General features: G+C 71.8%; 26 protein-coding genes. 6 read left to right on the top strand and 20 right to left on the bottom strand.

Features of this window, described 5'->3' with window-relative positions:
• Positions 1 to 2: 2 nt before the first annotated feature.
• Positions 3 to 1487, bottom strand: a complete 1485-nt coding sequence (locus H958_RS0105345; protein WP_028057905.1) for an SGNH/GDSL hydrolase family protein — start codon at positions 1485 to 1487, stop codon at positions 3 to 5.
• 417 nt (positions 1488 to 1904) lie between these two features.
• Here H958_RS0105345 and H958_RS35180 point away from each other — a divergent pair, with 417 nt between their 5' ends.
• The gene (locus H958_RS35180) at positions 1905 to 3356 is read left to right on the top strand and encodes an NCS1 family nucleobase:cation symporter-1 (protein WP_037409293.1); all 1452 of its coding nucleotides are present in this window, start codon (positions 1905 to 1907) and stop codon (positions 3354 to 3356) included.
• A gap of 51 nt (positions 3357 to 3407) precedes the next feature.
• Here H958_RS35180 and H958_RS0105335 read toward each other — a convergent pair whose 3' ends face one another.
• The 7 genes from H958_RS0105335 to H958_RS0105305 form a co-directional block, all read right to left on the bottom strand.
• Complete coding sequence (locus H958_RS0105335; RefSeq protein WP_028057904.1) at positions 3408 to 3857, bottom strand: hypothetical protein; 450 nt, start codon at positions 3855 to 3857, stop codon at positions 3408 to 3410.
• Between the two features lie 24 nt (positions 3858 to 3881).
• Positions 3882 to 4202 (bottom strand): hypothetical protein, encoded by a 321-nt coding sequence (locus H958_RS0105330; protein ID WP_231379173.1) that lies wholly within the window; start codon positions 4200 to 4202, stop codon positions 3882 to 3884.
• Between the two features lie 332 nt (positions 4203 to 4534).
• A complete protein-coding gene (locus H958_RS0105325; protein WP_028057902.1) occupies positions 4535 to 5743 on the bottom strand; it encodes an extracellular catalytic domain type 1 short-chain-length polyhydroxyalkanoate depolymerase in 1209 nt (402 codons plus the stop codon).
• A gap of 108 nt (positions 5744 to 5851) precedes the next feature.
• The gene (locus tag H958_RS0105320; protein ID WP_028057901.1) at positions 5852 to 6265 is read right to left on the bottom strand and encodes a CopG family transcriptional regulator; all 414 of its coding nucleotides are present in this window, start codon (positions 6263 to 6265) and stop codon (positions 5852 to 5854) included.
• Positions 6266 to 6320: 55 nt separating this feature from the next.
• Positions 6321 to 7775, bottom strand: coding sequence for a wax ester/triacylglycerol synthase family O-acyltransferase (locus tag H958_RS0105315; RefSeq protein WP_081685622.1), 1455 nt, complete (start codon positions 7773 to 7775; stop codon positions 6321 to 6323).
• Between the two features lie 157 nt (positions 7776 to 7932).
• Positions 7933 to 8130: a hypothetical protein gene (locus H958_RS0105310; protein ID WP_028057899.1), complete on the bottom strand. Its 198-nt coding sequence runs from the start codon at positions 8128 to 8130 to the stop codon at positions 7933 to 7935.
• Positions 8127 to 8378 carry a hypothetical protein gene (locus tag H958_RS0105305; protein WP_028057898.1) on the bottom strand — a complete coding sequence of 84 codons (252 nt, stop codon included), beginning with the start codon at positions 8376 to 8378 and terminating at the stop codon, positions 8127 to 8129. Before H958_RS0105305 ends, H958_RS0105310 begins: the two co-directional genes overlap by 4 nt.
• A 255-nt stretch (positions 8379 to 8633) precedes the next feature.
• Here H958_RS0105305 and H958_RS0105300 point away from each other — a divergent pair, with 255 nt between their 5' ends.
• Positions 8634 to 9134: a TroA family protein gene (locus H958_RS0105300; protein ID WP_028057897.1), complete on the top strand. Its 501-nt coding sequence runs from the start codon at positions 8634 to 8636 to the stop codon at positions 9132 to 9134.
• Between the two features lie 53 nt (positions 9135 to 9187).
• Here the strand turns inward: H958_RS0105300 and H958_RS0105295 are convergent, their stop codons facing one another.
• From H958_RS0105295 to H958_RS0105280, 3 genes are all read right to left on the bottom strand, one after another.
• On the bottom strand, positions 9188 to 9376 hold the full coding sequence (locus H958_RS0105295; RefSeq protein ID WP_156027701.1) for a hypothetical protein: 189 nt from the start codon (positions 9374 to 9376) through the stop codon (positions 9188 to 9190).
• A gap of 35 nt (positions 9377 to 9411) precedes the next feature.
• A complete protein-coding gene (locus H958_RS0105290; RefSeq protein ID WP_028057895.1) occupies positions 9412 to 9861 on the bottom strand; it encodes a hypothetical protein in 450 nt (149 codons plus the stop codon).
• Positions 9862 to 10082: 221 nt separating this feature from the next.
• Positions 10083 to 10400 carry a hypothetical protein gene (locus tag H958_RS0105280; protein ID WP_196807219.1) on the bottom strand — a complete coding sequence of 106 codons (318 nt, stop codon included), beginning with the start codon at positions 10398 to 10400 and terminating at the stop codon, positions 10083 to 10085.
• Between the two features lie 130 nt (positions 10401 to 10530).
• Here H958_RS0105280 and H958_RS42805 point away from each other — a divergent pair, with 130 nt between their 5' ends.
• Together H958_RS42805 and H958_RS35170 are read left to right on the top strand one after the other, a co-directional pair.
• Complete coding sequence (locus H958_RS42805; protein ID WP_051323850.1) at positions 10531 to 11583, top strand: glycosyltransferase; 1053 nt, start codon at positions 10531 to 10533, stop codon at positions 11581 to 11583.
• Entirely contained in the window at positions 11580 to 12185 is a 606-nt protein-coding gene (locus H958_RS35170) for an O-methyltransferase (protein WP_051323849.1), read from the top strand. The genes H958_RS42805 and H958_RS35170 overlap by 4 nt, the downstream gene beginning before the upstream one ends.
• Before the next feature lie 16 nt (positions 12186 to 12201).
• Here the strand turns inward: H958_RS35170 and H958_RS45900 are convergent, their stop codons facing one another.
• Complete coding sequence (locus tag H958_RS45900; protein ID WP_156027700.1) at positions 12202 to 12423, bottom strand: hypothetical protein; 222 nt, start codon at positions 12421 to 12423, stop codon at positions 12202 to 12204.
• A gap of 482 nt (positions 12424 to 12905) precedes the next feature.
• Here H958_RS45900 and H958_RS0105260 point away from each other — a divergent pair, with 482 nt between their 5' ends.
• Positions 12906 to 13883 (top strand): NAD(P)-dependent alcohol dehydrogenase, encoded by a 978-nt coding sequence (locus tag H958_RS0105260; protein ID WP_028057892.1) that lies wholly within the window; start codon positions 12906 to 12908, stop codon positions 13881 to 13883.
• A 368-nt stretch (positions 13884 to 14251) separates the two neighbouring features.
• On the opposite strand, the gene H958_RS42800 is transcribed toward H958_RS0105260, so the two are convergent.
• Positions 14252 to 15751: a Ppx/GppA phosphatase family protein gene (locus H958_RS42800; protein ID WP_051323848.1), complete on the bottom strand. Its 1500-nt coding sequence runs from the start codon at positions 15749 to 15751 to the stop codon at positions 14252 to 14254.
• A 133-nt stretch (positions 15752 to 15884) separates the two neighbouring features.
• On the opposite strand from H958_RS42800, the gene H958_RS0105245 reads away from it, so the two are divergent.
• Positions 15885 to 16448: a phosphatase PAP2 family protein gene (locus tag H958_RS0105245; RefSeq protein ID WP_028057889.1), complete on the top strand. Its 564-nt coding sequence runs from the start codon at positions 15885 to 15887 to the stop codon at positions 16446 to 16448.
• 20 nt (positions 16449 to 16468) lie between these two features.
• On the opposite strand, the gene H958_RS0105240 is transcribed toward H958_RS0105245, so the two are convergent.
• The 7 genes from H958_RS0105240 to H958_RS35165 form a co-directional block, all read right to left on the bottom strand.
• Positions 16469 to 19192: a cation-translocating P-type ATPase gene (locus H958_RS0105240; protein WP_028057888.1), complete on the bottom strand. Its 2724-nt coding sequence runs from the start codon at positions 19190 to 19192 to the stop codon at positions 16469 to 16471.
• A gap of 218 nt (positions 19193 to 19410) precedes the next feature.
• Positions 19411 to 19956 carry a YbhB/YbcL family Raf kinase inhibitor-like protein gene (locus H958_RS0105235; protein WP_081685619.1) on the bottom strand — a complete coding sequence of 182 codons (546 nt, stop codon included), beginning with the start codon at positions 19954 to 19956 and terminating at the stop codon, positions 19411 to 19413.
• Positions 19956 to 20507 carry a DUF1269 domain-containing protein gene (locus H958_RS0105230; protein ID WP_028057886.1) on the bottom strand — a complete coding sequence of 184 codons (552 nt, stop codon included), beginning with the start codon at positions 20505 to 20507 and terminating at the stop codon, positions 19956 to 19958. The genes H958_RS0105235 and H958_RS0105230 overlap by 1 nt, the downstream gene beginning before the upstream one ends.
• 145 nt (positions 20508 to 20652) lie before the next feature.
• Positions 20653 to 22026: a D-alanyl-D-alanine carboxypeptidase/D-alanyl-D-alanine-endopeptidase gene (locus H958_RS0105225; protein WP_156027699.1), complete on the bottom strand. Its 1374-nt coding sequence runs from the start codon at positions 22024 to 22026 to the stop codon at positions 20653 to 20655.
• 219 nt (positions 22027 to 22245) lie between these two features.
• Positions 22246 to 22818, bottom strand: a complete 573-nt coding sequence (locus H958_RS0105215; RefSeq protein ID WP_028057884.1) for an XRE family transcriptional regulator — start codon at positions 22816 to 22818, stop codon at positions 22246 to 22248.
• Positions 22819 to 22927: 109 nt separating this feature from the next.
• Positions 22928 to 23065 carry a hypothetical protein gene (locus H958_RS48100; RefSeq protein WP_156027698.1) on the bottom strand — a complete coding sequence of 46 codons (138 nt, stop codon included), beginning with the start codon at positions 23063 to 23065 and terminating at the stop codon, positions 22928 to 22930.
• A 377-nt stretch (positions 23066 to 23442) separates the two neighbouring features.
• Entirely contained in the window at positions 23443 to 23778 is a 336-nt protein-coding gene (locus H958_RS35165) for a hypothetical protein (RefSeq protein ID WP_037409292.1), read from the bottom strand.
• Positions 23779 to 24363: the final 585 nt, after the last annotated feature.

Below are 24363 nucleotides of genomic sequence, written 5' to 3'. Positions count from 1 at the left end.
GCTCACTCGAAGGGGTGAGCGCGGTGCGCTGCTCGGCCTGCGCTCGCGACGGATCCTCGCCAGGTCGCGCGGTCACCCGGTTGTTGCCGGAGGAGGCCACCTCGGCGGCGCCGCGCGCCTGGCCGGCGGCGGTGTACTGCTCCACCATGTCGCTGAGCGCGCGGTCCGGGTCGGCGACGGCCGGCCGTGTCGGGGGCACCATCGGGGATGCGGACGCGGATGCCGGCGGTGAGCCAGCGACCTCGCAGGGCGACGATGCCGTCGACGTCCTGCGTGATGCTGGCGGCGGTGTTGCCGGCGGCACGGATGCGCAGCGCGTAGCCGGCGGGGTTCTCGTAGTGGACGGTGTCCTTGTCGAGCGTCGCGCCGTCGCGGGTCCAGCCGGGGAGGTCGGGCGGCGCGAGCTGGGCGAAGTCGCCGTCGATGAGCAGGTTGGTGACGGGAACCGAGAGAGATGAGGGCTGTTGTGAGCCGATGGCGCCGGGGACGTTGCGCAGTTGGGCGAGCACGGCGTCGGCCCAGACCCGCTGGCCTGCCGCGTTGGGGTGGATGCCGTCGGCGACGAGCAGCGTCGCGGGGTCGCCATGGCTGGCGTCCTCGAAGGCGCGCCAGACGTTGACGTAGCCGTAGCCGCGCATCGCGGCGACCGACGCGGTGGCGTACTGGCGCGCGTCCATCGAGTCGTCCGCGGTGCGGGGATTCTGGGCGATGAGAGCGATCTCCGAGGCGGGCGAAAGCTGTGAGACGGTCTCGCTGAGCGCGAGGAGGTCGTCGCGCCAGTAGGGCTCGGCGGAAACCGTGTAGCCGTCGTTGTGGCCGTGGCTGATGACGATCAGGTCGGGCTGCAGCGCGGCGAACTCGTCGGCATAGGGGGCGAGGTCCCAGCGCGGGCTCGTGCCGCCCCACGACGCGTTGTAGAGAGTCAACGTGTGCGCTCCGGTACCGGGGAGCGTGTAGACGTCCTGGAAGCCGTTGAGGTTGAACTGGAGGTAGGTGACCGTGTAACGCGGGTAGCGCTCAGCGAGCCCGCGCAGCACGAGCTCCGGCCACTTGCCGGGCTCGTTGCCGGTCGAGTCGCCGAGTACGAGGATCGAGGCGTCTGTGACGTCGCCGGCGAGCTTGTCGAGCAGCCGTCCGCCGATCCACTGTCCCGCCGGCGACGCGCCCGCGGGACCGCGTGGGCCGGTCTCACCGGCAGGGCCTGGCGGACCCTGAGAGCCGCTCGGTCCGGCCGGGCCTGCAGCACCGGCGGGCCCTGGCGCCCCGCTCGGTCCGGCCGGTCCGGCGACGCCCGGAGGCCCGGGCGTGCCCGGCGCGCCGGGCCGCGCGATCGAGGAGCGTAGCGATGCGCTGAAGTCGGCCGCGGTGATGGTGCCGTTGCGGATGTCGCGCCCCTGCACGCTGTTGTCGCGGATGTCGCCCGACCCGATCAGCGACCGCGCCGTCGCCGTGCCGGCGAGTGCCAGCACCGCGAAGGCACACGTCAACGCCAGAGGCCTCCCCACCGAAACGAAGCCTCCGTGCTTTGAGCGGTCTGCACGTCCCATATGCCGATGCCTGGGCACAACGTGCGGGATCGCGAATATCCGTCCGGAGACCCTCACGAGGCCGTGCGACTCCTCTCTCATACGGCGTCGCCAGCGAACGTCGTCGCCGCCGGCAGCACGGGACGACGCGGCGAGGTCGTGGAGGGTCAGTGAGGCCTCGGAGACTCGCGCGCTGGAGCCGTGACGGACGCTAACCGCCACGAGAAACGGGCTTGGGGCGAGCAGGATGGTTTAAGTTGCTGATCGCTGATCGTGGGGAGAAGCTTCCGGAGTGGCGGGACGGGCTAGACAGGAACACGCGCCGCGTTCGGTCTCCGCGGCGCACGAATCCATGCTCGCATGGGAGGAGGACGAGGGATGAGCACATTCGCCGAGTCGCACCTATCGAACAAGGACCTCGCGCCCACCGGCGCGGAGCGGCGGACCTGGGGGACGTATCACCTCGCCGCGCTGTGGGTGGGGCTCTCGATCGTCATCACGACCTACACGTTGGCGTCCGGGCTGATCGCCGCCGGCATGACGTGGTGGCAGGGGCTGTTGACCGTGTCGCTCGGCAACACCATCGTGCTGATCCCGATCCTGCTGAACTCGCATCCCGGCACCAAGTACGGCATCCCGTTCCCGGTGCTCGTGCGCTCGAGCTTCGGGATCCGCGGCGCGAACGTCGCCGCGATGGCGCGGGCACTCGTGGCCTGCGGTTGGTTCGGCATCCAGACCTGGATCGGGGCCCTCGCGCTCGACACGCTGATGACGACGCTCACCTCGGGCTGGGCCGACGTGAACGGCCACAAGGCGATCGCGTTCGCCGTGTTCTGGCTGATCCAGGTCGCGATCATCCTGCGGGGCATCGAGGGCATCAAGTTCCTCGAGAGCACCACCGCTCCGCTGCTGCTGGGCTCGAGCATCGCGCTGCTGATCTGGGCATTCGGCGTCGGCGGCAACGTCTTCTCGGCATCGTCTCGGCTGATCACCGACGATCAAAGCTTCTGGGCGCTCTTCGGGCCTGGCCTCGCGGCGAACGTCGGCTACTGGATCACGCTTTCGATGAACATCCCCGACTTCACTCGCTACGCGAAGGACCAGCGTTCGCAGGTGGTCGGCCAGAGCATCGCCATGCCACTGACGATGACCGGCTTCTCGTTCATCGGCATCGCCGTCACTTCGGCGACGATCGTCGAGTACGGCAAGCCGATCTGGGACCCCGTCGTGCTGGTCGCCCGGCTGCTCGACGATCTGCCGGTTCTGCTTGTGTTCGCAATGGTGATCGTCGTGATCGCGCAGATCTCGACGAACATGGCCGCCAACGTCGTCTCACCCTCGAATGACTTCTCGAACCTGTCGCCGCGTCAGATCTCGTTCCGTACCGGCGGTCTGATCACCGCGGTGATCGGCGTGATCTCGTTCCCGTGGCAGCTCTACGAAAACGTCGGCGCCTACATCTTCACCTGGCTGGTCGGCTACGGGAGCCTGCTCGCCAGCTTCCTCGCGGTGATGGTCGTCGACTACTGGCTGCGGCGGCGGACGCGCCTGAACGTCGCGGAGCTCTACCGCTACGGCGAGGGCGGCGAGTACTGGTTCTCGAACGGCTTCAACTGGCCTGCTCTGGGGGCCGTCGCGGTGGGCGTGATCCCAGTGCTGCCCGGGTTCATCAACGCCGCGACGACCGAAGGCGGTGTGGTGGCCGATCCGAACTTCCTCGATCAGCTCTACCGCTACGGCGTGTTCGTGGCCTTCGGGCTGTCCGCCGTCGCGTACGTCACGATGACTCGCCTGCAAGCTGCCTCCCCCGCCCCCGCGACGGAGGGATGAGACGGAGCTTCTCACGCATCCAGGGTGCGTCCTGTGGCTCGTCGCCGCCGGTCAGTGGAAGAAGACGCCGTTGCGCTCGCGGCCGATTGCCGGGAGACCGGCGCCGCCTTGGGCGACCGCCGGGTTGGACTGCCCGTTGGGATCCGAGGTGTACGTCACGCCCGTGCCGTCGTTCGACGCACTGAAGGTGATCGTCGCCGGCCCGGTGACGTACGTGCCCGAGAAGCCGAAGGTCTTGTCGCGGATCTTGCGCTTCTTGCCGTGGCCGGCCCAGCGCACGTCGAAGGTCACGTGCCCGGGGACCGGCGCAGGACCGCCGCCCTTGACCGCACTGATGAAGTCGTGGAAGTCCGTGATCGCGAGGTCGCGTGCGTGAAAGCGCGCCGCGCCCGTCTTGAGGTCGAAGCGGATCGCCGAGGGGGATACCGCGATCGTCCAGGCCAGGCCAGAAGGCGCGATGCCCGGTTCCCAGTCGTGCTGCTGATGCGTCGGGTCGCCCACGGCGCCCGTGTCGAACAGATCTATTCAGATGAAGCCGAACGTGCCGTGGTGCACGCGGCGGTCGAGGCCGACATAGGTGCCGCGCATGAAGCGCATGTCGGCGTCGAAGTCGTACGTCGAGCCATCGCTGCCGTGGGCGATGCCGCGGATCTCGGAGCCGCCGACGATTCCGTTGAGATCGGTGATCGTCGACATCTCCGATCCGATGCCCGGCGCGAGCAGGTGGATGACCGGGTGCTTGGGCACCGGCTGGAAGTTCTCGTCGAAGCCGCCGGGGATGGGCCGCGGACCGTGGCGCCGCTTCGCGAACACCACTCCCGGGCCGAGAAGCCCGATGCCCGCCAATCCGCCCACTCCGACCGCGCCGCTGTGGAGGAACCCGCGTCGGGTGACGCAGCCCGTACCGCTTCGGTCGTCCTGCTGAGGGTCGAACCTCATCCGTCGTCTTCCCTTGCGGGTCGCGCCAACCGTACTCCGGCTGCATCGCCCGGACAAGCCCAGCGATCCACGCGATCCACGCGATCGACTGTTCCTCGCTCGCCTACGTCCCTGGGCGAGCTCAGCCCGTGAGCCGGTCGAACTCGGCGCGGGCGAGACGGAGGTAGAGCCGGCGAACCGCCGAGCCGGCGCGGCGACGAGTCGCCGCGCCGGGGCGCCGATGTCACGGAGCCTCCGTCTCAGCGCGCGGGCGACTGATGCAGGAGGAAGAACCGGACCATCTCAGCGGAGGCGTCGGGGCCTTGGGAGTCGGTGTAAGACCCGACGGGGCTGCCGCCGTACCAGGCGTGGCCGCCGCCGTGGACGGTCCAGGACTCGGCGACGGGCGTGCCGTCGAGATTGTTGTGCACGGTGCGGGTGTAGGGGCGGCCTCCGTTGCCGATTGTCGTCGGCGACTGATCCTGGCCGGTGATGTCGCCCGCCGCGAGCCGCGAGGCGATGAGCTTGTCCGCGTTGATCGGGGCCACGATCGCGTCGCGGTCGCCGTGGAAGACGATGAGCGGGGTCGCGCTGGCGGAGGTCGGTGTGCCCCCCGTCTGCATGGCCGCGAAGGCGGACCCGAGGTCGTGCGCGGCGCCGTAGGCGAGCCCGGAGTGCACGCCGACCGCGGCGTACAGGTCGGGGTAGGTCGCGGCCATCACCGCGGCCATCGCGCCGCCGGCGGAGAGTCCGGCGATGTAGACGCGGGTCGGGTCGACGGCGAGGTCGCGCATGACCTGGCGGGTGATGCCGGCGATGATGGCCGGCTCCCCCGCGCCGGGGCGCTGGTCGGCGGGGGAGAACCAGTTCCAGTAGCCCCCTGGGTTGGCCGCGCTCGACTGCTCGGGGTAGGCGACGAGGAAGGTGTGCTGCTCGGCGAGATCGTTCATGCGCGTGCCGGCCGCGAAGTCGGTGGCGTCCTGCTTGCCCGCGTGGAGCATGACGACGAGTGGGACGGGGTCGCCGGTGTAGCCGGTGGGGACGTAGACGTCGTAGTTGCGCGTCCCGCCGGCCTCGGTGTGGACGAGGTGGCGGATCTCCCCACCGGGAGCGGCGGCGGCGGCGGCCGCCGCCGCGTCAGACCCGGGCGCCCGCAGAGGTCCGGGCAGCCCGGTCGAGGGAATGTGGGCCAGGCCGGGCAGCGTGCCCTTGAGGCGATCGAGGAGACCGTCGAGCGCTGGGCCGGCGTAGGCGGGCGGCGCTTCGGGGAGCACGCCGTGGCTGCCGATCGGCAGCGGCCGGCCGAAGCGGCCCAGGCGGTTGGCCGGCTGCGCGAAGGTCGACGCGTCCGGCGAGGCGCTGCCGGTGCCGGCAAGCCCGGCCTGTAGGAGCGCAACGGCCTCCGTCAACTGCCCGGCGCGGGTGAGCCGCAGCGCCTCGATCATCGTGGCGTTCGTGTCGGTGTTCATCGTGTCCCTCTCAGGGGTCGGGTGTGGGCGCCGGCGACCAGCGCCGGCGTTCCGTGCCGTGGTGATGCCAAGACCGCGCGTTCGGCTACGCCGAGCGCGCGGGACCGCTCAGGTCGTGCGTGGTGCGAGCGCCGCCTTGACCGCCCGAGGCGCCCGGAAGGCACCCAGGACCTCGACCGCGGCGATGGTCGCGAGGGCGAGTTCGGGGGAGACGTCGTCGGCGATGCTCGCCAGCCCGAGGACGCGCACCTCGATCATGCGACCGGCGTCCCGGAGCACCTCGAGGTCGTGGCGGCTGTAGTGCTCGCTGCCGAGGGTCAGCGCGCGGCGGGCCACAGTGCTGTCCACAGCGCCCGACCGGCTTTCGAGCTGGCGCCGGATGGCCGTACGAATGAAGTCGGTGCGGTTTGCGAAGAAGCCTTCGTTGACGAGCAGGTCGATCTGGCCGAGGTCGACCAGCCCTACGTTGATGGTGATCTTCTCGCTCTTCTCGACCTCGGCCGCCTTCTTCGGCCTAGCCATCCGTCGCTCCCTTCGCCATCTCCACACCAGCCTATCACCATCCAGGTGGATGGTGTCAAGCGCGTGTCGCCGCACGGCCGAGTTCCCGCAACTCCGCCTCGATCAGCGCGGGGAGCCGATGGACCTGCGGCAACGCATCGGGATCGGCGTAGCAGCCGAAGAAGAGCTCTTGGCGATAACGGACCATTCCGATCGCGAGCGGATGGCCCGCGGTAATGGGGACGACGGAGTAGACCTCTTCGAGCTCGCATCCGAGGAGGAAGAGCGACCCTCGCGGGGCGGGCGATTGGGAGACGGTGAGGTTGAACTGTCGCGCTGTGGCCATCGCCTTGGCCGCCGGTGATCGAAGCGGCGCAGGCAGCAGACCCGCGGCCTGGTAGAGCTTGTGCGTGCCGTCGGGCCGGTCCTGTTGCTTGAGGCGCCCGGTCTGCTCGCGCACCCAGCGCAGGCGCTCGCTCGCGGAACCCAGATGGACGGGCAGCGCGATGGTGATCATGGAGATCTGGTTGCCGGCGGCGGTGTCGCCGAGGCGGCGCATGCTCACGGGAACCATCGCCTTCAGCGGCTGCGTCGGCCGCTCGCCGTCGTGCTGCAGGAGCGCCCGTACCGCTCCTGCGACGGCGGCGAGGCCGACATCGTTGAGCGTGCCGCCGGCGCGGCGTGCCGCGCGCAGCTCGTCGCGGCCGGCGTGGTAGCCGACGAGCGTGCGACGCGCGCCGATCGGCCGGTTGAGCGCACTCGGCGGTGCCGGTGACAGGACTTCCTCGGCGGCCGCGCCGAGAAGCTGCTTGGCAGCACGCGCGGCATTCGCGACGCTCATCGGCGGGTGCGCGGCCGCGGTCGCCGCGGCCTGCAGCGCGCCGATGGCGTCGGCGAACGTCCGCGAGACGGTGTCCAGCGGCCAGCCGAGGCGCTCGTGTGGCTGCCAGGCGAGCGGGGGCTGCGACGCCGCGTCGGACTCCGCGTCGAGGATCAGGCTGACGATCTGTAGGGCGGCGAGTCCGTCGACCAGCGCGTGATGGATCTTGCCGATCATCCCGACCCGCCCGTCCTCGAGCTGGGGGACGAGGAAGATCTGCCACAACGGCCGCGCTCGGTCCAGCGGAGCGGACAGGACCGTCGAGCGCAACGCCTCGAAGCTGGCGTAGCTGACGCGGTCGTCCGGCGGCGTGAGCGCCACGATGTGTGCGGTGAGGTCGAACCGGACATCGTCGACCCACCGCGGCTCGGACAGCCCCAAGGGCGCCGGGTCAAGCCGCCAGCGACACCACGGCACCTCGTGCAGCCGTCCCGCCGCCCGCTCGCGCAGCGCCTCCACCGACGGGCGGGCACGTCCGGAGGGCGCAGCGAACACCGCGCTGAAGCCGACGTGCATATGCGAGTGCGGCGACTCCAGGCGCAGAAACGAGCCGTCGAGGGGCGATAGCCGGCGGCCGTGGACCGTGCCGGAGGCGCTCGCCCCATCGGCCCCGGAGCGCCCGGGCCGGGGCTGTGATGGGGTACGGAGCATCGACGATTCCTCTTGACAGAATACGCTGGGCGACCGGAATCAGGGTCGTCGCAAATGGCGCCGGCTGTGCGTGGAGGCGTGGCCGCGCACCCAGCCGAGTGGACGAGGCGACGTCGGCGGGGACGCCCAGGGGCGCAGGTTGGTGGTTATGGACCGCTCAGGCGCCGGGTAGGTCGCGCAGGCTTCGCATCTCGCGCCGGGCCGACTGGGCGGCCTCGTCGGCCACCGTCGCGTCCTTTGCGGCGCGCCGGCGCGCGCCCGCGGCGCGCGCCGCGTCGTTGCGCTTCGCGATCTCCTGCACTTCGGCGCGCCAGGCGGCGTCGCCGCGCAGTGGCTCTGTCGCCTTTTCCTTCATCGGCTCGACCCCAGGGCGGTCACAGGGAGCACGTAGCGCCGTGGCGCGCGTCCGCCGCCGGTCGCCGCCCGGTCCGGCCGGAGCGCGTACAGGCCGGGCGCGGGAGCGCCGACCGTCGGGGCCTCGGGCTGGCCGCCGTGGCCGACGACCCACGCCTCGATCGCGGCGGCCGGCGCGCCCTCGGCGAGGATCGCGGCTCGCTCGATGACGGCGCCACCGTCACCATCGGGTCGCGAGAGGCGGATCACCGCAGCGCGAACGGCGTCTTCGGAGTGACGTGTGTCGCACGAGCTGCTGGTGGGCATGTGCCCTCCTGGTCGGGCAGCGGCCAGCGCCGTGCATCGCTATGGCGGGGCGAGGTCGTCTGCGGAGCACCGCGGGAGTTCCACGGCAACCTCCACCCTACTGCATCGCTCTGAGCCCTTGACGCCCGCATGGTCCCCGAAGGCACGACGATGGTCGCGATCGCAGCGGCTGGACGTCCGAGGTGCCAGCATGTCGGGATGGCCGAGCCCGAGGCAGCAGCGCGGGAGGCCGAGCGGCAGCTGGCCGCCGCGGCCGAGCGCCACCGCGAGCTCGTGGCTGCGGTCGCCGTCGCCGGCCGCCCCGATCAGGGCCGGCATGCCGCCGCGACGGCGCTCGCTCGCGGCGTGCAGCTGCTGGCCTTCACGCTGACTCGCGCGGCGGCGGCGGGCGTGCCGCGCGAGCGGCTCGTCGAGCTCACCGGGGGCGACGCTTCGCTCGTCGACGATGCGCTCGACAGGGGAGCCGATGCGAGTGTGGTGGAGCGGCTGACGCCTGGGGGCGTGGATCCGCATGAGGTGGCTCAGGCGGTGGCGAGCTTGGAGGCGAGCGCACGCGTCGGCGCCGTCGTGCAGACGATCATGGCGGATGTCGAAGACGCCTCGTGGTCGCCGGCGGCAGCCGATCTCGACGACCTCGCGGACCGTCTCGTGGACGTCTGGCGACGGTGGCGACAAGCGCTGGGCCGACGCGACGCATGAGCTGAAGATCGCGCGGCGGACGGCCGTCGGTCGGCCCGGCGAGCGCTTCGGCGTCAGACGCGGTAGAGGAAGGTGTAGACCGCTGACGCTCCGCTCTGGACCAAGCCGTCGAGGCAGTAGCGGCATGCGCCGTGGTCGTCGCGGGCGGGGAGGTCGAGGGTCCTTGGCGGACGCCCCTCGAGCATCTCGACCTCGACGCGATCTCCTTTGAGCGGACCGTCGTCGAGGAGTGCGGTGATCATCGGCTGAGGCATCGGCGTACCGGCATCTCGGCGGGTCAGCATGCGCCCAGGGACCGCGCGATCGCTTGCGAGACCTGCTCGCGCGAGCGCGCCACGACAGCACCGCCGATGGCCTCGCGCCAGCGGTCCTCGTCCACGACGGCGGGCTCGAGCCCGAGGTCGGTGAGGACCGCGGCGTGGTCGAGGTGGCCGGCGATCTTCTCGGCGCGGCGGCGAGCCGCGAGGTGCTGGGCGCGATGCAGCGGGGTGCGCCCTTCCTGGGCGGAAAGGTCCAGCAAGTCCGCCGCCACCTGCGGGACCGCGCGTCGTGCACACTTCTCCCACGGGGCGTCGGCGGCGGAGTCCACGACGACCTGGCGAACGACGCGCCAGCCCGCGTGGTGGGACTCGCAGCGCGCGACGAGGAAGCGCGCGAGCGCCTCCGCGAGAACGACCGCATCGGGTTCTGAGCCGTACGTGTCGAGGTGCCGCAGCGCCTCGCCCACGTGGCGGCCACCATCGACTGCCCGCGCCAGTTCTCGCGCTCCACGCCGCGGGCGCCGCTGGACGCCGGCAGACGTCAAGAGCACTCCGGTGCACTAGAGGTCACACTCATGCGGATCACCTTGCTCGCCCTTCGCTGGAAGCTCTCATTTGGGGCGCGTCGGGTGTCAGCGCGTCTCACCGACAGTTTAGCCGCGTGAAGGCCGCCTGCCGCCGGCGATCACTAGCGGCCGGTCGTCCGGTGCGTCGCGGCGCGCGTGTGGCCGGCGCGCCGGCGTCCGGCGCTCGACCCATCGCGAGCCGCGCCGTGGACCGGTGGTGGGGTCCGCCGGAGCAGCAGACGCAGCGCCTTGTCGTCGGCGCCCACCTCGGTGCGATCGCTGAGCGTGTCCGGGTGCACCGTGCGGAACACCGGCCCGCGAGCGCGGTCGACGACGGCGACCACGACCTTCGTGGCGCTCGGCGCGTCAAAGACGATGCCGTCGACGTCCGGACCACCGGTCGCGACGCTCACGAGGTCCCCTACGGATCTGGAATCCATGCGAGCGAGCCTACTGCTCAGGTCAGGACGGCTCGCACCGCGCAGTCGCGACGACGGTGGTCCTTGCTCGTTCACAAATGTTCGTGGGCTGAGTGCTATGGGTTACGACATTGTGAACGTCGCGCGAGTCATGGCCAAGCTGGAACCGGGTGGGGCGCAGCTGTCGATGCTGCGGGTGATGGCCGAGTTGCGCGGTCGCGGTATCACGTCTGAGCTGCTGTGTGGCTGGGCGAGCCCGGAGGGGATCGAGCTCGCGCGCCGGCATGGCGCGGAGCCTGCGATCTGGGGGCACGACGGGAACCTGCAGTGGACGCCGGCGCTGGGCTTTGCCGCCTGGCTCGCACCCAGGCTGGCTGCGGCGGACCTGGTCCACGCGCACATGTTCGGCGCATGGTGGGCGGCCGCGCTCGCGACGTCGGCGGGCACTCCGTTGGTCGCCAGCGAGCATAACCAGTACCTCTGGCCCGATCGGCCCTACACCGCCGAGATGCGCGAAGCGCTCGAGCGCGTCGACGTGTTCTTCGCGCACGGGCCGAGTGCCCGCGACACGGTGCTCGCGCACGGCCTTCCGCTCGAGCGGATGCGCGAGGGCATCTCTCCCGTCGTGGGGACCCACGCCCATCCGCTCGCCGGACTGCCCAGCCCGCGCATCGTGTTCGCCGGCCGCCTGCATGCCGATAAGGGCCCCGACATCCTGATCGAAGCCCTCCGGCTGCTGCACGATCCGCCCCCGACGCTCATCCTCGGCGAGGGCCACCTGCGCCCGATCCTGGAGGACCAGGTCCGCGAGTACGGCCTCGGGGGGCGCGTGAGCTTCCTCGGCTGGGTCCCCGATCCCGGCTCATACATCGCCGGCGCCACCGTGCTCGCGATCCCGTCGCGCGACGAGTCGTTCTCGCAGACCGCGATCATCGGGCTGGCCCACGGGGTTCCCGTGATCGGGACGGACGTCGACGGCTTCCCGGCCACCCTCGGCGACGGCCGCGGAATCCTCGTACCGCCCGAGGATCCGCAGGCCCTGGCCGCTGCGCTCGACCTCGTGCTGAACGACGAGCTGCCACGGCCGCTGCGGCTGCGCGACTTCACCGACCACTACGAGCCCACTCGCGTTGCCGACGTCTACGAGAGCACCTACCGCGACCTGCTCGCTCCCGAGCCGGCGGCTGTGGAGATCGTCGCGTGAGCCCCGGCGAGATCACCTCCGAGCCGACGGTCGACCCCGACGCGCCGCTGACATGGTCCACAGGCGCGATGACGGCAGCGGGGTTTGCCGTCGTCTGCGCCGAGGTGACCTCGCGTGAGCGTCCGTCGGTCGTCGAGTGCGGATCGGGCTTCAGCACGCTGAAGCTGGCCGAGCTCGTACAGCAGCGTGGAGGACGATTGGTCTCGCTCGAGCACGACGAGACGTGGGCCACGCGCGTGCGCAGCAATCTCGCCGCCGCCGGACTCGCCGAGACCGCGCAGATCATGCTCGCACCCTTGGAGCCGCACCCGCTCGCCCGCGACGGACTGCCGTGGTACGCCGAGCACCCGCTGCGTTTCCTTCCCCGGCGAATCGACCTGCTTCTGGTCGACGGGCCGCCGGCGTTCGAGCCCGAGACCGAGCTCAGCCGCTATCCAGCGCTGCCGGCGCTCGCCGAGCGCCTCGCTCTTGACGCCGTCGTGGTGCTCGACGACATCGACCGTCGCGGCGAGCTACGGGTCCTGGAGGCCTGGGAGCGCGAATGCGACTTCCGCTTCGAGATCCAGCCGGCGGAACGGATCGCGGTCGGGCGCCGATCCTGACCCGCCGGACTGATGCCTAGGACGGCTTCGGGCCGGGCCGGTCGATCGGCATCGCGACGGCGACCGCGTGCGGCAGCGTGTCGGAGCGGTCGTCGTCCGAGAGCAGGCGGTATCCGAGGACACGGTCTGCCGTGTCGACTGGTCGAGGTGGCTCGCCGCAGGTCGGGCAGGCCACGAGGTATGCCGCGGCGGCGCGCGTGAAGCGCAGCCGGCAGCTTGGGCAGCAAACGTGGGTCATCCCGACCCCTTCCGTAGACGCCTGGAACCCTGATCCTATCCGACTGCCGGGATCGCCCCCTTGCCGGGACGCCCGAGCGCGGCGCCGCACGTGGGCGCGGGCGCTGCGCGAGAGCGCGTAGCACCCTTGCCGCAGATCGCGCTCGCGGCGTCGCGATCGGAGTAGTGTGGACGTTGAGCCGGCCCTGCAGCCGGCATCCTCAGCCCAAGCCCGAATGCCGCCGACGGCGCACAGCGCCGCGAGGCCGGGAGCGAGGGCCCATTGGCTGCGCCTGCGGGGCCGGTCCATATCTCTCGGGCCCGACGGAGCGCGGTCGCTCGCGTCCTGTCGCTCGGCCCGCCATGCGCCAGTGCTCCTGACGCGCGGAGATCGCGCGCACGCCCTGGCCGAAAGCACGGAGGTCCACGATGACCAGCTCCTCTCCGATGGCGCCCCGCGATGCGGCATCGATCGCCGCGCGCGGGACCCGGGGCGTGAGTTCGATGAAGGCGATCGTCCAAGACGAATACGGCACCGACGCTGGACGTGTGCTCCGGGTCGAGGAGGTCGGCAGGCCGACGATCCGAGACGGCGACGTCCTCGTGCGCGTGACCGCGGCCAGCGTGGACCGCGGCACGTGGCATCTGATGACCGGTCTGCCGTACCCCATCCGCTTCGCAGGCTTCGGGCTCCGCGCGCCGAAGGCCCTCAACCCGGGCAGGAGCGTTGCAGGAACGATCGAGTCCATCGGTGATGACGTGACCGAGTTCCGAGTCGGCGATGAGGTATTCGGCACCTGCGCCGGCTCCTTCGCCGAGTACGCACGCGCCGAACCCGGCAGGCTCGCGATCAAGCCGGCGAACCTCTCCTTCGAGCATGCGGCAGCCGTCCCCGTCTCCGCCCAGGCAGCGCTCCAGGCCGTGCGCGACCACGGGCAGGTCCAGGCGGGTCAGAACTTGCTGGTGGTGGGTGCGTCCGGGGGCGTCGGGACGTTCGCGGTGCAGATCGCCAAGGCCTTCGAAGCCGAAGTCACCGGCGTGTGCAGCGCGGGCAAGGCGGACATGGTGCGAGCCCTCGGCGCAGACCACGTCGTCGACTACACGCACGAGGACTTCGCAGAGGGGAACCACCCCTACGACGTGATCCTCGACATCGGAGGCAACCGCCGGCTGTCACATCTCCGTCGGGCGCTCACGCCTCGGGGAAGGCTCGTCATCGTCGGCGGCGAGACCGGCGGACGCTGGCTCGGAGGCGTCGACCGCCAGTTGCGGGCGCAACTGCTGTCCCCGCTGGTGACCCAGAAGCTGGGGACGTTCGTCGCGAGAGAGAACGCCGAGGACCTGACCGTCCTCCGGGACCTCATCGAAGCCGGGAAGGTCGCGCCGGCGATCGATCGGACGTACCCGCTGGGCGAGGCTCCCGCGGCGATCCGATACATGGAACAAGGCCACGCTCGCGGCAAGCTCGTCATCACCGTCTAAGGGTTCGGGCCAGACGGACTAGATTCGGATGTGATGCGAATCCCCCGGCGTCGTAGGGCGCCTCAGCTACCGGCGAGGACGGTGCGCCACGATCCCCCGGCCCGAGCGGCTGCGGCCGCGGACCTGAGTGCTCTGGAAGCGCAGGCGCGCTACCACCGCGATCGGCTCGCGCTGTACCGCGCTCGCATGCAGGGATCGCATCCGACCAGCCTCGTCCGCCTCCATGAGCTCGAGCACGCCGCGACAGCGGCCGACGACCGGCTGCGCACCGCACGGCGACTGGCCGACGGCTAGAACACACCCGAAGGTGGTGCGTCGTCGTGCCGGTAGAGGTCGTTGGTCACCGGCGCGCTCCCACCGGCGAGCAGTCACCCGGTATTGCGCCGCGACGGCGTGAACCGCTCTGCGAGCAGGCCGTGCCGCAGGCCGCGATCGCTCACGGTGAGCGACTCCCGGCCGAGCTGTGTGAGCACCGTCCGGACGATGCAGGCGCCGGCCAGGATGACCTCGGCCCGGTTGGGTTGCAGGCCGACGATCGCGCGGCGCTGCTCGGCCGTGCGGGCGCGGTAGAGCTCGATCTGCCGGTCGATCTCGCCGCGGTCGAGCACGGTGCCCTGCACGACGTCCGGGTCGTACGCCGCGAGTCTGTGCTTCACCGCCGCGAGGTTGGTGACGGCGCCGCCCATCGCGACGACGGCGTCGGGCGTCGACCGGCCGTCGAGCCGCGCAAGCTCGCCGGAGATCGCGTCGAGCGCCGCCGTCAGCGAGTCCTCGGAGACCAGTCCGTCGAGGCCGTAGCGCTCGGTGAAGCGCGCGGCGCCGACGTTCACGCTGAAGCGCTCGTCGACGCGCTCGCCGTCGCCGAACGTGAACTGCGAGCTGCCGCCGCCGGTGTCGAACACCACGAGCGAGCCGCCGGCGAGACCCAGCCCCGCGGTCGCCGCGAGGTACGCGAGGCGTGCCTCCTCCTCGCCGGGGATGATCTCGACCCGGACGCCGCAGCGAGCGAGCACGGCATCGACGAGCTCCGCGGCGTTGGGCGCGATGCGCAGCCCGGCGGTCCCGACCGCCGCGATCGCCTCGGCCCCGTCCCGGCTCGCGTCGCCGGCCATCCCGGCGATCGCCTCGACCGTCCGCTCGATCGGCGCCGCGCCCAGCCGCCCGGTCTCGTCGAGGCCTTCGCCGAGCCGGGTCACCTCGGCGCGGTCGGCGATCTTGCGCCACTCGCCGTCGGCACGGCGCTCGCCCAGGTGATACTTGACCGAGTTGGTCCCGACGTCGATGACCGCGTAGCGCCGGGAGCCGAAGCCGACGAGCGCCTTGAGCCCGCGCGCGACGCAGACGACGCGGCGAGAGCTCAAGCCGAGCTCGCGCACGACCGCGCTGACGCGATCCTGATCCTCCGCCTCGACGGCGATCGTGCGTGTCGCGCCCTTGGCGGTCCGAAGCTCGGTGCGCTCGGCCATGCAGCCGCCGATCGTGTAGCGCTCGCGGCGCTTGTGGACCTCGAGCGCCAGCACGTCCTCGCGCCCCCGCGTCAGGTCGTCGAGCGTGCCGGCGGGACGATCGGGCCGCGGGGCGGCCGCGCGTAGGGTCTCGAGGACGAAGCCGGCGTCCGCAGCCGCGAGGGGGAACGACGCCTTCAGCACCGGCCGCCACTGCTCGAGCCCGTCGTCGTTCGTGTCCAGCCGATGCTTGACGTCCATCAGCCCGGCGCGGACCTTGACGGAGGCGTCGCTCTCGAGCGAGAGCAGGTAGACCTCGTCGCTCTCCTCCACCCGCTCCGGTGAGAGCGACTCGAAGCGGCGCTCCGCCGGCCCGAAGCTGTCACCGAAGGCCCGCCACTCCCAGCGCGGGATGATCGTCACGGTGAGCGCCTTTCGATCAGGCTCGCAAGCTCCTCGACGGGGACGGGCGCGATTAGCATGGCTCCGAGACGCCCGCTCCGCGCCACCGGCGCGGGCCCGGGGACGACGTGACGGCCACAGAGGATCCGAGCTCATGACTTCCCGCCGGCGGCCGCGGTGGCTGCTCGACGCCGAGCGCGTCGACCACGCGATCTACGCCGCCGTCGCGGCGACTCCGACGCCCTCGCTGGACCGCTTCATGATCGCGCTCTCGCATGCCGCGGACGGGTCCGTCCTGTGGATCGCGACCGCCTCCGCGCTGGCCGTGGCCAGGGGCCCGCGCGGCCGGCGCGCCGCCGGCGCCGGACTCGCCTCGATCGCCGTCACCAGCGCGGCGGTGAACCTCGTGGCGAAGCCATTGGCGCGCCGGCGCCGCCCCGATCGGATCGCGCTCCAGGTCCCCGTCGCGCGGCACGTGCCGATGCCGGCGTCGCGGTCGCTCCCCTCCGGCCACGCCGCGAGCGCATTCGCGTTTGCGACCGGCGCGGGCCACGCGCTCCATCGCGAAAGCGCGGCACTGCGGGTGCTCGCCGCGCTCGTCGCCTACTCCCGCGTGCACACCGGCGTTCACTTCCCGGCCGACGTGGTGGTGGGATCGCTGATGGGGACCGTGTGCTCGGCCACGGCGACGCGCGCGATCGAGCGCCGGAGGCGGTGAGACGCCGGCGCCGGACGGATTCACCGGCGGCGCCCGCGACGCAGCAGGAGCTTGCGGATCTCCGAGGCGGCGATGATCGTCAGGCCCGCGCCGATGCAGATCAGCCACTGGTTGCCGGTGAGCTCCACGGTGTGGAGGATCCGCTGGAAGAACCGCAGCTCGGTCGCGAACACGATCGCGCCGACGGACATCAGCGACGCGACGAGGAACGTCCGGTCGTTGAACGTGTCGAGGCTGAACACGGAGCGGAGCTCGTCGCGGGCCGTGAACGAGAAGAGCAGGTTGGCGATCGCGAACGTCGTCAGCGCCATCGTGCGCGCGAGGGCTTCTCCTTCGGCGTGCTCGGCCCCGGCCGCGACGCCGAGCGTGGCCACCGCCATGACGAGCCCGGCGACGACGAACCAGCGCGTGTCTGCGCGCTTGAGGATCGGCTGCTCGGGCTTGCGCGGACGGCGCTCCATCAGCCCATGGCTCGGCTGTCCGTAGCCCAGTCCGACCGACTGGAACACCTGCGTGGTGAAGTTGAGCCACAGCGTCTGCAGCGGCAGGAACGGGATGCCGGAGACGATGTTGAGGAGACTGGCGCCGAGGAACGTCATGATCAGGCCGGCCAGCGCGCCCATCTGGAAGCGGATGTACTTGACGAGGTTGTCGTAGAGCCCGCGCCCGAGCTCTACGGCTTTCACGATCGTCGCGAAGTTGTCGTCGGTGAGGATCATCGCCGCGGCCTCCTTGGAGACCTCGGTCCCCGTGATCCCCATCGCGATCCCGATGTCGGACCGCTTGAGCGCGGGGGCGTCGTTCACGCCGTCGCCCGTCATGCCGACGACGTGCCCCTTGCGCTTGAGGATGTCGACGAGGCGGACCTTCTGCTCGGGAGTCACACGTGCGATCACCCCGATCCCGTCGATCTCGGCATCGGCCTGCTCGTCGCTCAGCTCCGCGAACTGCGCGCCGGTGATCGCTTGGCCCTCGATCCCGAGCTCGCGCGCGATCGCCTCCGCCGTGATCGCGTGGTCGCCGGTGATCATGCGGACCTGGATGCCTGCGGCGTGCGCGGTGGCGATCGCCGCCTTCGCCGCCGGCCGGGGCGGGTCGACGATGCCGACGAGCGCCAGCAGCGTGAGATCGCGCATCAGCTCCAGCAGGTCTGCGCCGGGGTCGAAGCCGGCCGGGTCGAAGTCCCTGCGCGCGGTCGCCATGACCCGCAGGCCCTGCTCGGCGAGCCGCTCGTTCTCCGCCAGGTAGCGCGCCTTGAAGTCCTCGTCCACGGCGACCGTCGCCAGGCTCGGGTCGAGATGCGACGACGCGCGCGCGAGCAGCTGGTCGGGCGCGCCCTTGACGAAGCAGCGGATGACGTCCCGGCCCGAGTCGTCGGTCATGCGGTGGAACGTGGCCATCAGCTTGTAGGCGGTGTCGAAGGGAAGCTCGGCTACGCGGGGATAGCGCTCGCGGGTCAGCTCGAGGTCCAGGCCGCCCTTCTCCGCCAGCACGACGAGCGCGCCCTCGGTCGGATCGCCGATCATCTCGCCGGCGTCGGTGAGGACGGCATCGCACGCGAGCGCGAGCGGGAACATGAACTGCTCGAGCGGGATGTCGGGCTCGCCGCCGGCGCGCTTGATCTGCCCGTCCGTCGAATAGCCGCTGCCCGAGACCTTGTAGCGGCGGCCGGGGAGGGTCAGCTCGACCGCCGTCATCTGGTTGAGCGTCAGCGTGCCCGTCTTGTCCGAGCAGATCGCGGACGTGGCGCCGAGCGTCTCGGTCGAGCGCAGGCGCTTGACGATCGCGTCGGCGTCGGCCAGCAGGCGCGTGCCGCGCGACAGGATCGTCGTGACGACCGCAGGGAGCCCCGTCGGAATCGCCGCGATCGAGAACGCGACGGCCACGGTGAAGACCTCGGTGAAGCTCTGTCCGCGCGCCATGTTCAGGACGACCGAGGCGACCAGCGCCAGCCCGGCGATCGTGACGAGCTGCTTGGTCAGCCTCTCGAGCTGCCCCGTCAGCGGGGACTTCGACTCGGCCTGACGCTGGAGCATCCCCGAGATGTGGCCGACCTCGGTGGCCATCCCGGTCGCGGTGACGACGAACCTGCCGGTGCCGCGTGTCACGTTGGTGTTCATGTAGACCATGTCGGTCCGGTCGCCGAGCGCGGCATCGGCCGCCGCGACGGCGTCGATGCCCTTGCCGACCGGCAGGCTCTCCCCGGTCAGCGCCGCCTCGGCGACCTCCAGCGTCGCCGTTGCGAGGACGCGCCCATCGGCCGGCACCACGTCGCCGGCTTCGATCTCGACGACGTCACCGGGCACGAGCTGCTCCGCGGGCAGTTGCGCCAGCGCCCCGTCGCGGCGCACCCGTGCCTTGACGATCATCATCTTCGCGAGCGCCGCCACCGCCGCCGCGGCCTTGCCCTCCTGGTTGAGGCCGAGCACCGCGTTGAGCAGGGTCAGCAGCAGGATCACGATCCCCGTGCCGGGTTGCTTGACGGGGTAGATCGAGATCACGCCCGCCACCACCAGCACGATCTGCATCGGATCCTGGTACTGGCGCAGGAACGCGTGCCAGCGCGGCTCGGCCTTCGCCTCGGCGAAGCGGTTGGGCCCGTAGCGAGCGAGCCGCTCGGCCGCCTCCTGGCTCGTCAGGCCCCGGTCGGGCTTGACGTGCAACTCCTCGACGGCGCCCTCGGCGGACAGCACATGCCAGGTCGGAGCCTCGGTCGTCGTCGGAGGCGGTGCGGTGGTGGCCATGTCAGTCCTTTCTCAGCCCGTGTGGACGGCGGGCTCGAGGGCGATCCGCGCCGACTCGCGGGCGGGAGTCGTCTTCGCCACGACCGCAGCATTCGTCAAGCGCGCCGGTCTCACAATGGTGTGCGCGTGAGCCCGTCGAGGATGCCCGCATCCTTGGCCGCCGCGATACCCATAGATGACGGCGATGTCGAGGCATCGCCAGGGGCGGCATCGCCGCGTCAGCGCGCGTAGCGCGCGGTGATCGTGCCGCTCGCGAGCAGGCCTTGATGCACCGCGTCGCCGACCTCGCCGGGCTTGGCGCCGGCGTGGAGTCCCGTCGGATCGCGCAGCGCATAGACCGACCACACGTACCGGTGCGCGTCGTCGCCCTTCGGCGGGCACGGCGCGCTCCAGCCGGTCTTGCCGGCGCTGTTGCGGCCCTCACGGCCGCCGTGGTCGACGGAGCCGTCGCCGCGCGGATCGAGGCCGTAGCGGGTCACGTGCACGTAGGTCCCGCCGGGCGCATCGGGGTCAGAGACGACGAGCACGAGCTCACGCGTGCTCGGCGGGCCCGTCCCAGCCTGGACGGGCGGCTCGTCGCCGGCGCCGTCGCACGTGTACTGCTGTGGCAGGCGCGAGCCGTCGATGAACGCCGGGCTCGACACGTGCAGCGCGGCGGGCGCTCGCGGCAGGTCGGAGCTGGAGAGCCGGTCGCCGCCGCCGCAGCCTGCGGCGAGCGCGCCGGCTGCCACGACGCAGAGCGCCGAGCGCATGCCGATCGGCATCACGCGCGGTCCGGCGAGGCGCTCTCCTCCGCTTGTGCCGACCGGATCCTCGCCGCGAACGCCTCTGGCGAGACGCTGGTGGTCGTCTGCACCTTGTGCTTCGCACCGGACAGGCTCGTCGCGATCCGGTCCGCCATGTCCGGACCGTAGACGACGACAAGGCCCGCGTCGCCGCGATCCAAGACCTCGCCGAGCGTCTTGAGATCGTCGCGGCTCATCGCGCGCGCCGCATGCCCGGCCATGGCGCCGAGCGCAGCGCCCGTGCCCCCGCCGGCGGCAAGCGCGCCGAGGATGCCCACGGCGGGAAACAGCGCCGCCACCGCTCCGGCCGCAAGGCCCCATCCGAGGCCCGCGCCGGTGGCGTGACGCGTCGGCTCGTCGTGCCTTCGCACGATCTGGACCTCGCCGGTCGAGTCCCTCGCCACCACGGTCGCGTCGAAGTCGTGCGTCGAGCCGACGTGGCGGTATGCCGCATCGATCGCCTGGTAGTCCGCCAGCGCGCGGTCGACGTCGTCATAGGACGCGGCCAACACGTACATCATCTCGCTCATGGCGCCGCCTTCCCTCTTCGGATCGCGACTACAGCATCGCTCCCGCCGGGCGCGCGGCGCAATGGTGCGCCCACGCGTGCGACGTTGCTGCGCGCACCCGGCGATGCGATCGTGACGTGAGTCGAACGGCGCCGCGGATCGTCCGTCAGCCCGGATAGCCGGCGAGCGCCTCGACGATCGCGTCTTGGAGCGCGTACGCCGGCGAGACGATCCGGTCCGGCGGGACGAACTCCAGCGGCATCCCGTTCATCATCACGGCGAAGGCGAACGTCCTCCCGCCCAGGCTGTGGCAGTAGCCGGTGATGTTGAGCGTCGTGTTCGGCTGATCGGGGTCGACGCGCGTCCCGTCCTTGAGCTGGCAGCGGCCGTCCGCGACGGTTCCGTGGAGGCGCAGGAGCGTGCCGCTCTCCCCTGCGAGCGAGAGCGACCGCGCGAAGGCGCGGCCCTCGGGGCGCGCCCGCATGCGGATCAGCAGCTGGACGAGCTCGCGAGGCGACGTGCGGTCGAGGATGGTCTCGCCCGAGCCCGTCCGAATCTCCGGCGCGAGCCCGAAGCGGCGCGCGATCGTGCGCGAGACGACGCGCGCTCCGCCCGCGCGCGACCCGTCCCGGGCGACCCGCGCACCGAGTACCCGGAGCATGGTGTCGGCCGCGTAGTTGTCCGACGGCCGGTTGATCAGCTGAACGAGCCGAGCGACCGTGGGAGATCGCGTCGCCGCGAGCGTGCGTGCGCTCGCCGGCGTCCGAGCCGCGCCCGCGCGCCCGTCCACCGTGATGCGCGCCTCACGCAGCGCGCGCACGAGCCCGCGTGCCGCGAACCTGGCCGGTCGGCGCTGCGGCTCGGCGCCCGTCGCGTTCCTGAGCCCGCGGTCGAAGCCGATCGGGGTCCGCGGACCGTTCGGCATCGGCCGCTCCAGCTTTCCGGCCGGGCCGTATGGACAGCGCCGCCCGAACAGCGGATCGCTGCAGAGGACGAGGCCGAACGGCGTGCCGCCGTTGTCGCGGAAGAGCGACGTGTCGCCGAACACGGAGCCGTGGATCCGCCGCAGGCCGGAACGGCGCAACGCGGTGGCGAGCCGCTCGACGCTCGCGCTCGATCCGTATGCCTTGCGGGCGAACGCCGCGGTGCCGAAGGTGAAGTCCCCGCCGCCCCGCAGGTAGAGGTCCCCGACCCAGGTGGTTCCGGCGCGGCGGCCTGCGCCGAGGACGCGCGTCGCCAAGCGCGCGCGCGGGCCGAGCTCCATCAGCGCCGTCGACGTCGTGTAGAGCTTCGTGACCGACGCCGAGAGGCGCTTGTCCCCGCTGCGATCGTCGAAGACCACGTGCCCGTCCGTGAGATCGACGACGTACGCCCCGGCGGCCGCCGGACCCTGCGCCATCTGCGCCGCGAGCGTCGAGCGGAGCTGCGTCTCGCCACCGGGCTGCTGCGCCGACGCGATCGGCGCCGACAACGCCAGGGCGGCAGCGGTCGCACACGCGGCCCGCACGACCGCACGCTGCCGGTTCGTTCGTCCTTGCATCGTGCGCTTCTCCACGTCGGCCGGGACCTCGAGGCTACTCGTCTACCTCGGCTGCCGCAGGCGAAGCGCCGGTCGCGCGTTCGTGGTCGCGCAGTATCTTGCACGCGACTTCAATATGCTGGACGGATGGCGGCGAAGCGGGCACGGAGTAGCAGCAAGTTCGAGAAGCTGGCGTCCTATTCGCGCGCGGGCGCCCTGGACCGGATCGCCGCCTGATGGCTACAGCGGCGGCGGCGAGTCGACGCAGATGAGGCGCAGGCGCTGCTCATCGCTGCCGTTGCGGAAGAGATGCGGCCGGTCGCCGGGGTAGTACGCGCTGTCGCCGGACTGCAGCACCCGCGGGTCGCTCCCCTCGACCTCGAGCCGCAGGACGCCTGCGAGCACGTGCACGAACTCCTCGCCGCGGTGGCGCCCGAGCTCGGCGAGCCCGGCGCCGGGCTCGAACACGAGCAGCATCGGCATCATCGTCCGGTCGGTGCCGGAGGTGAGCAGGTACACGTCGATGCCTTCGTCCGGCGAGTGCAGCTGGCGAGCGTCGGCCCGGCGCACGACGTCCGCGTCGTCTCCGACGGCCGGGAGCAGGTCGTTGATCGTCACGCCGTAGAAGTCGACCAGCCGCGTGAGCCGGCCGATCGTGATGTCGCTGCGGCCGGTCTCGACGAGTGACAGGAACGACGCCGAGATGCCCGTGGCATCGGCGACGTCGCTGAGCGACAGGCGGCGTGCCCGCCGCAGCGTCCGCAGCCCGCTGCCGAGGGCGGGTGGCGGCGAGGACGGCCTCAAGTCGTTCATCGGGGGCAAGCTAGACGACCTGCAGCTCCGGCGTCAGCGTGCCGTCGGCGAAGCGGCCAGGATTCGGGTGCCGCGGCTCGCTCGAGCTCACGCTGTCGCTGGAGCCGCTTCAGGCCGACCAGCACACAGCGTTCGCGCCGATCGTGCGCGCGGCGCCGCTGGAGCTGATGCGCGCGATCGCGTCGCTGACCGACGAGCGCGGCACGGTCGCCGTCGCGGGCTTCCACGACGGAGTGCGGGCACCCATGTGCCCGCAGGTCGCGGCGGCGGCCCGGATCCCACTGCCGACGGCGGCCGTCGCGCGCCCGGGCGTCCGCCCATACTGGCCGGGCGACGACGCGGAGTGGCGGCAGGGGCTGGTGTTCGCGCCCGCCCTGTCGGTGTCGCAGATGATCGTCGGCCCGACGGCGTCGGCTCGGTGCCGGCGAGGGCGGCTACCCGGTGCTGATCGGCGCGGGGCCCGGGCGCACGGTGCTCGTGGACTACCTCGACCACGTGCGCCTCACCGCGCGTCGGTTCGAGCGGTTGGCCCAGGCCGGCTTCTGACGAGCGTCGGCAACCCTCCCCGAGCTGAGCCGCGCGATCGAGGGGCTGGTCACCGCGACCCGCCCCCCGCCGGTGGTGCTACTGCCCGATCGGAGCCTGTCCGGCGAGCGAGAGGTTCGCGTTGACGAACGAACCGACCGTGAAGCCGGGCAGCGCGAAGCTGATCGCCCCGCCGCAGCCCGCGCCGGGGTTGGGCTGCCCGGCGAGCGCGCCGTTCGGGCCGTAGTCGCCGAGCGGCCCGTACGGGCCGAGGACGGCCATCGGACCCGCGCTGCGCACGGCGGCGCACGCGTCGGCCGGCGGAGCGGCGGTGGTGGCGGCGACAGGGGTGCCGGTCGCGCCGGCGACCGGCGCCGCGATGGCGAGCGCCCCGAGGAAGGCGGTCGTCGGGGCGAGCAGAGTGCGCAGGAGCATGGCCGGTACGGTCGGCGATCCCGGAGCGCAATGCGATGGTCCGCCGGTCGGTCGTCACTGGCCGACGGCCCGGTCCGTGACCGCGGGCGGGTCAGTTTTGAGACCTCACGGCGTGCGACTAGCCCGAAAGTGCCCCCGCCAGCGGGCACCTGGATTCCGGTGTGTCGCGGACTGCTGCGAGAAGTGGGGACAGTGGGCGCATTCTGCGCGCGTCGGGCGATCTCGATGATCGAGATCCGGGCGTATGGTCGGCGTGCGCCTCAGACAGGAAGTCGAGTCGGACCCCGTCTCCACCGGGGCGCGGAGCGGGGCCACAGCTCCGCGTGGGAAGGTTCTCGTCAACGAGAAGTGGCGGCGTCGCAGCGATCTGCGCGGCCCTCGGGCTCGTGTCCGTCGCATGGGCGCGCGCCGACGCCGCATCGACCACCGGCACGCCGACCCGAGGCGACCGGATCGCGATGCTTGCCGCGGCCGACGGGTCAGCGCCTGCGGACCACAAGGGTGGCGGCGGGAACGGCAACGGGTGGGGCGCGGCGCAGCAGGGTGGCGGCAAGGGCAAGGGCGGTGACGGATCGCCGCCGCCGG

Source organism: Candidatus Solirubrobacter pratensis, assembly GCF_000425945.1.
GTDB classification, from domain to species: Bacteria; Actinomycetota; Thermoleophilia; order Solirubrobacterales; family Solirubrobacteraceae; genus Solirubrobacter; species Solirubrobacter pratensis.
The sequence above is the reverse complement of the archived record's forward strand: the minus strand, read 5'-3'. Positions and strand labels throughout refer to the sequence as shown.

Coding starts and splice junctions, on each gene's coding strand:
- H958_RS35180 (WP_037409293.1), top strand. CDS start 1,905: ATGAGCACATTCGCCGAGTCGCACCTATCGAACAAGGACCTCGCGCCC.
- H958_RS0105325 (WP_028057902.1), bottom strand. CDS start 5,743: ATGAACACCGACACGAACGCCACGATGATCGAGGCGCTGCGGCTCACC.
- H958_RS0105320 (WP_028057901.1), bottom strand. CDS start 6,265: ATGGCTAGGCCGAAGAAGGCGGCCGAGGTCGAGAAGAGCGAGAAGATC.
- H958_RS0105315 (WP_081685622.1), bottom strand. CDS start 7,775: ATGCTCCGTACCCCATCACAGCCCCGGCCCGGGCGCTCCGGGGCCGAT.
- H958_RS0105310 (WP_028057899.1), bottom strand. CDS start 8,130: ATGAAGGAAAAGGCGACAGAGCCACTGCGCGGCGACGCCGCCTGGCGC.
- H958_RS0105300 (WP_028057897.1), top strand. CDS start 8,634: ATGGCCGAGCCCGAGGCAGCAGCGCGGGAGGCCGAGCGGCAGCTGGCC.
- H958_RS0105295 (WP_156027701.1), bottom strand. CDS start 9,376: ATGATCACCGCACTCCTCGACGACGGTCCGCTCAAAGGAGATCGCGTC.
- H958_RS0105280 (WP_196807219.1), bottom strand. CDS start 10,400: ATGGATTCCAGATCCGTAGGGGACCTCGTGAGCGTCGCGACCGGTGGT.
- H958_RS42805 (WP_051323850.1), top strand. CDS start 10,531: ATGGCCAAGCTGGAACCGGGTGGGGCGCAGCTGTCGATGCTGCGGGTG.
- H958_RS45900 (WP_156027700.1), bottom strand. CDS start 12,423: ATGACCCACGTTTGCTGCCCAAGCTGCCGGCTGCGCTTCACGCGCGCC.
- H958_RS0105260 (WP_028057892.1), top strand. CDS start 12,906: ATGAAGGCGATCGTCCAAGACGAATACGGCACCGACGCTGGACGTGTG.
- H958_RS0105245 (WP_028057889.1), top strand. CDS start 15,885: ATGACTTCCCGCCGGCGGCCGCGGTGGCTGCTCGACGCCGAGCGCGTC.
- H958_RS0105240 (WP_028057888.1), bottom strand. CDS start 19,192: ATGGCCACCACCGCACCGCCTCCGACGACGACCGAGGCTCCGACCTGG.
- H958_RS0105235 (WP_081685619.1), bottom strand. CDS start 19,956: ATGCCGATCGGCATGCGCTCGGCGCTCTGCGTCGTGGCAGCCGGCGCG.
- H958_RS0105230 (WP_028057886.1), bottom strand. CDS start 20,507: ATGAGCGAGATGATGTACGTGTTGGCCGCGTCCTATGACGACGTCGAC.
- H958_RS0105225 (WP_156027699.1), bottom strand. CDS start 22,026: ATGCAAGGACGAACGAACCGGCAGCGTGCGGTCGTGCGGGCCGCGTGT.
- H958_RS0105215 (WP_028057884.1), bottom strand. CDS start 22,818: ATGAACGACTTGAGGCCGTCCTCGCCGCCACCCGCCCTCGGCAGCGGG.
- H958_RS48100 (WP_156027698.1), bottom strand. CDS start 23,065: ATGGGTGCCCGCACTCCGTCGTGGAAGCCCGCGACGGCGACCGTGCCG.
- H958_RS35165 (WP_037409292.1), bottom strand. CDS start 23,778: ATGCTCCTGCGCACTCTGCTCGCCCCGACGACCGCCTTCCTCGGGGCG.